8 protein-coding genes and 1 tRNA gene are annotated in these 8999 nt (G+C 63.6%); 5 read left to right on the top strand and 4 right to left on the bottom strand.

The features are described 5' to 3' along the window. Window positions 1-36 precede the first annotated feature (36 nt). Complete coding sequence (locus FJ311_14680; GenBank protein MBM3952684.1) at window positions 37-366, top strand: hypothetical protein; 330 nt, start codon at window positions 37-39, stop codon at window positions 364-366. A 131-nt stretch (window positions 367-497) separates the two neighbouring features. On the opposite strand, the gene katG is transcribed toward FJ311_14680, so the two are convergent. Continuing rightward, window positions 498-2696, bottom strand: coding sequence for a catalase/peroxidase HPI (gene katG, locus FJ311_14685; protein ID MBM3952685.1), 2199 nt, complete (start codon window positions 2694-2696; stop codon window positions 498-500). Window positions 2697-2909: 213 nt separating this feature from the next. Between katG and FJ311_14690 the strand changes: the two genes are divergently transcribed. Further along, window positions 2910-3836, top strand: coding sequence for a hydrogen peroxide-inducible genes activator (locus FJ311_14690; protein MBM3952686.1), 927 nt, complete (start codon window positions 2910-2912; stop codon window positions 3834-3836). Here FJ311_14690 and FJ311_14695 read toward each other — a convergent pair. Continuing rightward, window positions 3833-4651, bottom strand: coding sequence for an energy transducer TonB (locus tag FJ311_14695; GenBank protein ID MBM3952687.1), 819 nt, complete (start codon window positions 4649-4651; stop codon window positions 3833-3835). The two genes, FJ311_14690 and FJ311_14695, sit on opposite strands and share 4 nt — an antisense overlap. A gap of 414 nt (window positions 4652-5065) precedes the next feature. Here FJ311_14695 and maiA point away from each other — a divergent pair, with 414 nt between their 5' ends. Beyond that, complete coding sequence (gene maiA / locus FJ311_14700) at window positions 5066-5704, top strand: maleylacetoacetate isomerase (protein ID MBM3952688.1); 639 nt, start codon at window positions 5066-5068, stop codon at window positions 5702-5704. A 91-nt stretch (window positions 5705-5795) separates the two neighbouring features. Here maiA and FJ311_14705 read toward each other — a convergent pair whose 3' ends face one another. Beyond that, a complete protein-coding gene (locus FJ311_14705; GenBank protein ID MBM3952689.1) occupies window positions 5796-7568 on the bottom strand; it encodes a tetratricopeptide repeat protein in 1773 nt (590 codons plus the stop codon). Between the two features lie 40 nt (window positions 7569-7608). Beyond that, window positions 7609-7694: transfer RNA gene (locus FJ311_14710), tRNA-Leu, on the bottom strand. Window positions 7695-7819: 125 nt separating this feature from the next. Between FJ311_14710 and FJ311_14715 the strand changes: the two genes are divergently transcribed. Together FJ311_14715 and FJ311_14720 are read left to right on the top strand one after the other, a co-directional pair. After that, window positions 7820-8401 carry a DedA family protein gene (locus tag FJ311_14715; protein MBM3952690.1) on the top strand — a complete coding sequence of 194 codons (582 nt, stop codon included), beginning with the start codon at window positions 7820-7822 and terminating at the stop codon, window positions 8399-8401. Window positions 8402-8428: 27 nt separating this feature from the next. Then, window positions 8429-8938: a disulfide bond formation protein B gene (locus FJ311_14720; protein MBM3952691.1), complete on the top strand. Its 510-nt coding sequence runs from the start codon at window positions 8429-8431 to the stop codon at window positions 8936-8938. Window positions 8939-8999 lie beyond the last annotated feature (61 nt).

Below are 8999 nucleotides of genomic sequence, written 5' to 3' on the forward strand. Positions count from 1 at the left end.
CGATGCTTCTTCAGAATCCCAATGACCTGCTCTTCCGTGAACCGTGAACGCTTCATCGTCCGTCTCCTTCCTATGGGACGGATCCTACCTCAAATCGAGGGCAGTTCAGGGGAGCACGTCATCGGCTATCACGATATTCGAACTGGCAATGCCCCCGATCCTCGGCTAACTGACTTTTTAACGAAAAAATTGCCGGATATTTTGCCTGAATATCGTGAAAGGTTTGATGCTTACAAAGATCTTCTTTCCGCTTTCGTTTCCCGTGAAATGGACTACCCCGAATTTGCTGCTCGGGTACGACGCCGCAGACATGGAACCCTCGAAGATCACGACTGGGAAGATGTTGATCCAAGCAATTACAAATAACACTGCTCCAACAGATGAACTTCTCCGTGCTGGCAAACCTCATCGTGCTGGCTCGCGCCCAACCTCGGGTACGACCCGAAGAAGAAGTGACCGTTCGGTCGGGCGCGGCCGGCGTCCTCAGCCGTCTTTAATTATCCGCGTGCGGCCCCGAGGTCGTACCGATCCAGGTTCATCACCTTGGTCCATGCCGCCACAAAGTCGCGCACGAACTTATCCTTCGAGTCGTCCTGGGCATAGACTTCGGCCAGCGCCCGGAGCTCGGAGTTCGACCCGAACACGAGATCGACGCGGGTGGCGGTCCACTTGACCTTGCCGCCGGCGCGGTCGCGACCCTCGAACACGTCGCCCGCGTCCGAGGTTGGCCTCCACGCCGTGCCCATGTCGACCAGATTGACGAAGAAGTCGTTGGCGAGCGTCCCGGGCCTGTCGGTGAACACGCCGTGCTTCGATTGGCCGTGATTCGCGCCCAGCATGCGCAGGCCGCCGACGAGAACCGTCATTTCCGGTGCGGTTAGCGTCAGCAGTTGCGCCTTGTCTACCAGCATCGCTTCCGGCGACGCGCCGAGGCCCTTCTTGTGGTAGTTGCGGAAGCCGTCCGAGAGCGGTTCCAGCACCGCGAAGGAGTCCGCGTCTGTCTGCTCCGGCGCGGCATCCGTGCGACCCGGCGCGAAGGGAACCTCCACGTCGTGGCCGGCGTTCTTCGCCGCCCGCTCGACGGCCGCGCAGCCGCCGAGGACGATCAGGTCGGCGAGCGAGACCTTCTTCTTGCCGGATCCGGCGTTGAACGCCTTCCGGACCCCTTCCAGGGCCGCGAGCGCTTTCGCCAGTTGGGCGGGCTGGTTGGCTTCCCAATCCTTCTGCGGCGCGAGGCGAATGCGCGCGCCGTTGGCGCCGCCGCGCTTGTCGGAGCCGCGGAACGTCGAAGCCGACGCCCAGGCGGTCGAGACCAACTCGGCGACGGAGAGCCCCGAGGCCAGAATCTTGGCCTTGAGGTCGGCGATGTCCTTGGCGTCGATCAGCGGATGATCGACTGCCGGAATCGGGTCCTGCCAGATCAGGTCTTCCTTGGGGACTTCCGGGCCCAGATAGCGCGCCTTCGGCCCCATGTCGCGGTGCGTCAGCTTGAACCACGCGCGGGCGAAGGCGTCGGCGAACTCGTCCGGGTTCTTGTGGAAGCGGCGCGAGATCTTCTCGTAAGCCGGATCCATCCGCATCGCCATGTCGGCGGTGGTCATGATGGTGGTCACGCGCTTCGAGGGATCATGCGCGGCGGGCGCGAGGTGCTTGGGGTCCGGATTGACCGGTACCCATTGCCACGCGCCGGCGGGGCTTTTCACCAGGTCCCAGTCGTAGCCGAACAGCACGTCGAAATAGCCCATGTCCCACTTGGTCGGGTTCGCGGTCCAGGAACCCTCGATACCCGAGGTGATGGCGTCGCCGCCCTTGCCGCTGCCGTGGCGCGAAATCCAGCCGAGCCCCATCGCCTCCAGCGGCGCGGCTTCCGGCTCGGGCCCGACGTTCGTCGCGCTGGCCGCGCCGTGGCATTTGCCGAAGGTGTGGCCGCCGGCGACCAGCGCGACGGTCTCCTCGTCGCTCATGGCCATGCGCGCGAACGTCTCGCGGATGTCGCGCCCCGAGGCCAGCACGCTCGGCTGGCCGTTCGGCCCTTCCGGGTTGACGTAGATCAGGCCCATCTGCACGGCGGCGAGGGGATTTTCTAGTTGGCGGTCGCCGCTGTAACGCTTGTCGCCCAGCCACTCGGCCTCGGAGCCCCAATAAATGTCTTCCTCGGACTCCCAGATGTCGGCGCGCCCGCCGCCGAAGCCGAAGGTCTTGAGGCCCATCGACTCGAGCGCGCAGTTGCCGGCGAGGATCATCAGGTCGGCCCACGAAATCTTGTTGCCGTATTTCTTCTTGATCGGCCAGAGCAGCCGGCGCGCCTTGTCGAGGTTGGCGTTGTCGGGCCAGCTGTTGATCGGCGCGAAACGCTGATTGCCGGTGCCGGCGCCGCCGCGGCCGTCATGCACGCGATACGTGCCCGCGCTATGCCACGCCATGCGGATGAACAGTCCGCCGTAGTGGCCCCAGTCGGCCGGCCACCAGTCCTGTGAATCGGTCATCAGCGCGTAAAGGTCCTTCTTCACGGCCTTGAGGTCGAGTTTCTTGAATTCCTCGGCGTAGTCGAAGTCCTTGCCCATCGGATCGGACAAGGGCGAATGCTGGCGCAGGATGTTCAGCTTCAGGCGGTTCGGCCACCAGTCGCGGTTCGACCTGACGCTGCCGGCAGCGTGGCCCACGACGGGGCATTTGCTCATGGTTTCGGTGCTCATGGTTGAGTCCTCCGGGGTTGACGTTCGATCAGTCGGTTGAGAAGCAGGATGAATTCGGTCATGGGGCGTCTCTCGCGGCGGGGATTTGCGGGCTTCGACGTCCCGAAGCGTAGCAATATCTATAAATCGCCTCTAACGAGTAATTTTAATTAGATTGATTTATAAAAACGATTTATCTACACTGCTGCCAGCGCCGCGCCCGGAACCCATGCGATGCCCATCCTGCCCACCCTGCGCCAGTTGCAATTCCTCGTCGCCGTGGTCGATCTCCGCCACTTCGGGCGCGCGGCGGAACGCTGCCGCGTCACCCAATCGACCCTGTCGGCGGGCCTCAAGGACCTGGAGAACGTGCTGGAAGCGCGGCTGGTGGAGCGGACCAAGCGCAAAGTCCTGCCGACGCCGCTCGGCGAAGCCGTGGCCGAGCAGGCGCGCGCGCTGTTGGCCGGGGCCGAGACCCTGGTCGAAACCGTGCGCGCGGGCGACCAGCCTTTGACCGGGCCGTTCCGCCTCGGCACCATTCCGACCATCGGACCCTTTGTGCTCCCCCGCGTGCTGCAGGGGCTCCGGCGCGCCTATCCCGAATTGAAGCTCTTCATCCGCGAGGACCAAACCCGCGCCCTGCTGGAGCGGTTGCGCCGGGGGGAACTGGAGGCCGCGCTGATCGCGTTGCCGTTCGACGTCGCGGGCTTCGAGGTCATGGACCTCGGTCCCGATCCCTTCTGGCTGGTGGCGCCCGGCGATCATCCGCTGATGCGGGCGAAGGGGGTCTCGATCGCGGTCAAGGACATTCCGCCCGGAGAATTGTTGCTTTTGGAGGACGGCCATTGCCTGCGCGAGCACGCCCTTTCGGCTTGCCGCCTCGACCGAAACAGGGGCCGCGACAAATTCCAGGCGACCAGTCTCTACACTCTGGTCGAGATGGTCGCGAACGGCTTGGGCGTTACCTTCTTGCCGGAGATCGCGCTCTCGGCCGGACTGGTGAAGGGAATGGACGTGGCGGTGAAGCCGCTCGCCAAGGACAGCCCGGCGCGGCGCCTCAGCCTCGTCCGGCGCAAGTCCTATCACCGCGAAGGCGACGTCGCCGCCCTCGGCGCCTACTTGAAGGGCCGGATGGCCGGCATGCGTCGCGGCGGGCGCTAGCGATTCAAAAGCCGGAAGACGACAGGAATCCTCACGCGCGAATCGATCGCGTCGCCATCGCGGCGGGCGGGCCGGAATAGCCATCGGCGCACGGCCAGAGCGGCGGCCGCGTCAAGCGCGTCATGGGAACTGCTCTCGGCGATCTCGACGCCGGCCACCGTGCCATCGGCCCTGATGTCCACCAACAGCACCACCCGTCCCTCGACACCGCGGCGGCGCGCGGACGCCGGGTATTCGGGATTAGGATTTCCGGCGCGCGGCGCGGCGGCCTCGATCTTCATGTGCGCGCCCGAAACGGCGGGAACGGACGCCACGGCCACGTCGTTGGGGGGAGAGGGAAGCGCGGCGGCCTGTGTGACGGCGGGCGACACGTCCGGCTTCGCAAGCGCGGCGATCACCGTTTGCGGCCGGCGCGGTACGGGCGCAAACACTTCGGGTTTTTTCGGCGGCTCCTTCGGCGCGACGTCGATGGCCTCGGGGATTGGGGATTCCGACGGCGGAACGGGTTCGGATGCCGTCGCGATCTCGACCGGCGGTTCGGCCATCTCGGGAACGGACGCGGGAGCGGGCATGGAGATATCCGATCCCGCAAGCGCGTTTTCAATCACGATCTCGACGCCGATCGCGGCTCCGCGATCGACCATCGGCGCCGAAACGGGCGGCGCGAGCAGAATCCAGGCCGTGACCGCGGCGTGACTGCCGAACGACGTGAACCACGCGGCGAGAAGGCCGAGGCTGTACCCGCGCCGCGGCGGTGGCGGCGGCTCGCTCGGCGTGCGCCCATGGGCGTGCAGGCGATCGTCGGGGCAGCTCACGGCTTATTCCCGATCCACGCGCTTGCGTCCCGCGCATGCGCCACGAGCCGCGAGCAAGCGGATTTCGCGCATTCCGCTCCTTTTGCTTTTCGCGCCGACATGAATCCTCCCCTGCTCCCTCGCCCGCACGGGATGGTGATGCGCGCGGCTTATCGCCGGACCGGACGCCCTTCGCTGGACAGCCGTTCCGGCATGACGCCGCCGCTCGTGCTTACAGGGGAACCGACCGAGCCGAGGGGCCGATGTCCCTTATGCCCGTGGTCGTTTCGTCCCCTCCGGAGGCTCTTTGCCGCCCCGGAAACACCCGCGCCAACGGCGAAAGCCTATCGGCCGCCCAAATCCTGTCAAGGGCCCGCGGGTTAGGATAAGAGGGTTGGGATAAGATCGGAAAACACCAGCGGGAGAGTGGACTCCATGACCAAACTCTACGGCTTTTTTCGCTCCTCCGCCGCCTACCGGGTGCGGATTGCGCTCAACCTGAAAAAAGTCTCCTACGATCACGCTTTTGTGCATCTGTTGCGCGGCGAACAGCACAAGGCCTATGCCAAGCTCAATCCGCAAAAACTGGTCCCGGCGTTGGAAATCGACGGCGCGCTGCTCACCCAATCGCTCGCCATCCTCGAATACCTGGAGGAAACGCGGCCCGAACCGCCGCTGCTGCCCAAGGATGCGCCGGGGCGCGCGCGGGTGCGCGGGATCGCGCTGCAGATCGCGTGCGACATCCACCCGCTCAATCCGCCGCGCGTGCTGAACTATCTCGCCGCCAAACTGGGCGCGAGCGAGGACGCCCGGCTCGCCTGGTATTGCCATTGGATCGTCGAGGGGCTCGCCGCTCTCGAAACGGCGCTGGCGAACGACGCGGCCACCGGCGAATTCTGCCACGGCGCCCGGCCGACGCTGGCCGACGTCTGCCTGGTGCCCCAGCTCGCCAACGCGCGGCGCTTCAAGTGCGCGCTCGATCCCTATCCGACGCTTCGCCGGATCGAGGCCGCGTGTCTGGCGCTGCCTGCCTTCGATGCGGCCCGGCCCGAGAATCAGCCCGACGCGGAGTGATCGGCACTTTTGAAAAACCTTCACTTTGAAATGGGGCCCGTCCCTTGGCAGACGGTCTCACGTCGAAGGCTTTTTAGGTTGGGAACACCGGTCACATGCTGAAAAGACCACGGTGCGACGATACAGTCTCCGCGACTCGATCAACGACGCTCCGCCAGTCGCCGATATCGGGCTGCCGGAACAACCGTGCCGTCGGATACCAGGGCGAGTCCTCCCTATCCAGCATCCACCGATAATCCGGCACGAACGGCAGGAGGACCCAAACCGGTTTGCCGATTGCGCCCGCGACATGAACGAAACTGGTGTCGACGCTAACGACCAAATCCAAACACTCGATAAAAGCCGCTATCTCGGAAAAATCTTTCAAATCATCGTGATGCTGTCGGATTTCGGGATGTTGTTTCAAAATTTCCAGGTCGTGCGGCCGGAATTCATTTTGCAGCGTGCACCACTCGATCGGTAGATCGAGGAGAGGTAATAGCTCTTTCAGGCGGATGCTTCGTTCGGCATCGCCCCGGTTGCCGGCGGCTCCCGACCACACCAACCCGACCCTGGGTTTCTCCGGGGTGCCAAGTTTTTTCCGCCAAAATTCAACTTTTGCCCGGTCGGCGAATAGGTAGGGCGTCTTTGCCGGTACGGTTTCCACTCGTGTTTTGAAGGCATACGGCAAGCTCATGACCGGACAGTAGACGTCAAAGTCAGGTAAAGCCGCACCCCTGGCGACAACGGTCATCGGACAGTTCAACGTAGAGACAAACGACACCAGGGATTTGGGCACTTCGAAGATGATCTCGGCGCCCAATGATTTTACTTGGGGCAGATAACGGCAAAACTGTATGACGTCGCCCAGACCCTGTTCCGAATGAACAAGCAGTTTTTTGTTTCGAATGCTTTCCTGGCCGCGCCAGGACGGCTTCGGGAAGGTATAGTAGTTGTTTTTCGTGCTGTCGTTTTGAAGGCGCCACTCATAGAGCTTCCATCCCTCGAGATATTGACCCATCAATATCAAAAGCAATGACTTGTTCCAGTATGCCTCGGCGTAGTCGGGCTTGAGCGCCAACGCCTTGTCATACGATGCGAGCGCCTCGTCCAAACGCCTGATATCCATCAGCAGGTTGCCGCGGTTGTTGTGGGCATTGGCGTCATGCGGGTTAAGCGCCAACGCTTTGTCATACGACGCGAGCGCCTCGTCCAATCGCTTGAGTTGCTTCAAAACGACGCCACGGTTGTTGTGTACGTCGGCGTCATGGGGATTAAGCGCCAGCGCTTTGTCGTAAGAGTCGAGCGCCTCGTCCGGACGCTTGAGGTCTTTAAGGACGTTACCCCGGTTGTTGCATGCTGCGGCGGAGTCGGGCTTGAGCGCCAACGCCTTGTCATACGACGCGAGCGCCTCCGCCAACCGCTTGAGGTCCTTCAGGGCATTGCCGCGGTTGATATGCACCTCGGCGTCATTGGGCATAAGCGCCACGGCCTTGTCGTACGACCTTAGCGCCTCCTCCGGCCGCTTGAGGTCGGCCAGGACGTTACCGCGGTTATTGTGCGCCTCGGCATAGTCGGGGCTGAGCTTCAGGGCCCGGTCGATTGACTCCAGCGCCTCGTCCAGCCGCTTTATGTCCGTGAGGGCCTTTCCCAAGTTGTTATGAGCGGCCGCGTTCGTCGAATTCAGGCTCAGGGAACGCTTTAGTTGTTCAATCCCGCTCTGGGATTGACCTATTTGCAAGTTTGCCGTCCCGAGCAGAAACCATGCTTGAGCGTTATTTTTCTCGTCTCGTAAAATCTGGTTATAGAGGTCGATCGCTTCGCGAACGCGACCGGATTGGTGAAATACGAGCGCCGCATCGAGCAAATTTTTTTGATTATTCATCTGTTTCTACAAGGCGATTCACTAATTTTTTGATTTAAAATGGTGCCCCTGGAGGGACTCGAACCCCCACGCCCTTGCGAGCAACAGATTTTGAGTCTGCCGCGTCTACCGTTCCGCCACAGGGGCCGCCGTCGCGCCCCGGGTATAAAGCATAATCCCGGCGATGAAAACGCCGCCGTTGCCCGACATTGGGGCGGCTGCTAAGTACGCGCGCCCCGCGCTTCCAGCCCCGCGCCTTGAGTCCACGCCCCATGCTTCGCCGCCTGTACGACGCGACCATGCGCCTTTCCGCCCATCCCCACGCCATGGGCTGGATGGCCGCGGTGTCGTTCGTCGAAAGCTCGTTCTTCCCGATCCCGCCCGACGTGCTCCTGATCGCCATGGTGCTGGCGGCGCCGACCCAGGCGTGGCGCATCGCCACCGTCTGCACGCTCGCCTCGGTCGCCGGCGGCTGGCTCGGTTATGCCATCGGCCATCTCGCCTTCGAGACGATCGGCGAGCCGATCATCGCCTTTTACCGGCTCGAAACCCAATTCGCCGCGTTCCGCGACACTTTCAACGCCTACGGCGCCTGGATCGTGATCGTCAAAGGCCTGACGCCGATTCCCTACAAACTGATCACCATCACCGCCGGCGTCACCGGCCTCGATCTGGTCACCTTTACGCTCTCCTCGATCGTTTCGCGCGCGATCCGCTTTTTCCTGGTTGCCGCGTTGCTGTGGAAATTCGGCGCGCCGATCCGCGTCTTCATCGAGGAACGATTGATGCTGCTGACGACGCTGTTCGCCGTTCTCCTGGTCGGCGGCTTTGTCGCCATCAAGTACCTGTTCTGACCCTTCCCTCCCGGGCATGATGGGGCGATGGAAGACCCGGTCCGTATCCTCTTCCGCCCCCGCATCGCGGCGATTCTGCTGTTGGCGGCGTGCGCGCTCGCGCTCGCGACCGCGTATGCCGCCGAATATTGGGGCGGGCTGGAGCCCTGCCCGCTCTGCCTCTATCAGCGCGTGCCCTACGCGGTCGCCGGCGTCCTTTCGGCCGCCGCGATCGTCGCGCGCGACGTCCGGCGGGTGGTGTCGGTTCTGCTGGCGCTCGCTGCCCTCGCCTTCGTCGCCAACGGCGGCATCGCCTTCTATCACGTCGGCGTCGAGAACCACTGGTGGGCGTCCGCCGTTTGCGCCGACGGCGCGCCGCCCATCGCCACCATCGAGGACCTGCGCAAGGCGCTGGCGGCGCCGCCGCCGAAGCCGTGCGACACGGTCGATTGGACCCTGTTCGGGATCAGCATGGCGAGCTACAACATGGTGGTGTCCCTGGGCTTGGCCTCGCTCGCGTTCGGGGCCGCCGCGCGGGCGCGCTGGCCGGAATCCTGAATCCGATCATGAAAACGCGACGCAAAAAGAAAGTCACCCGCCGCCCGGCGCCGCGCGCCCC

Source organism: Rhodospirillales bacterium (assembly GCA_016872535.1).
GTDB lineage: Bacteria > Pseudomonadota > Alphaproteobacteria > Rhodospirillales > 2-12-FULL-67-15 > 2-12-FULL-67-15.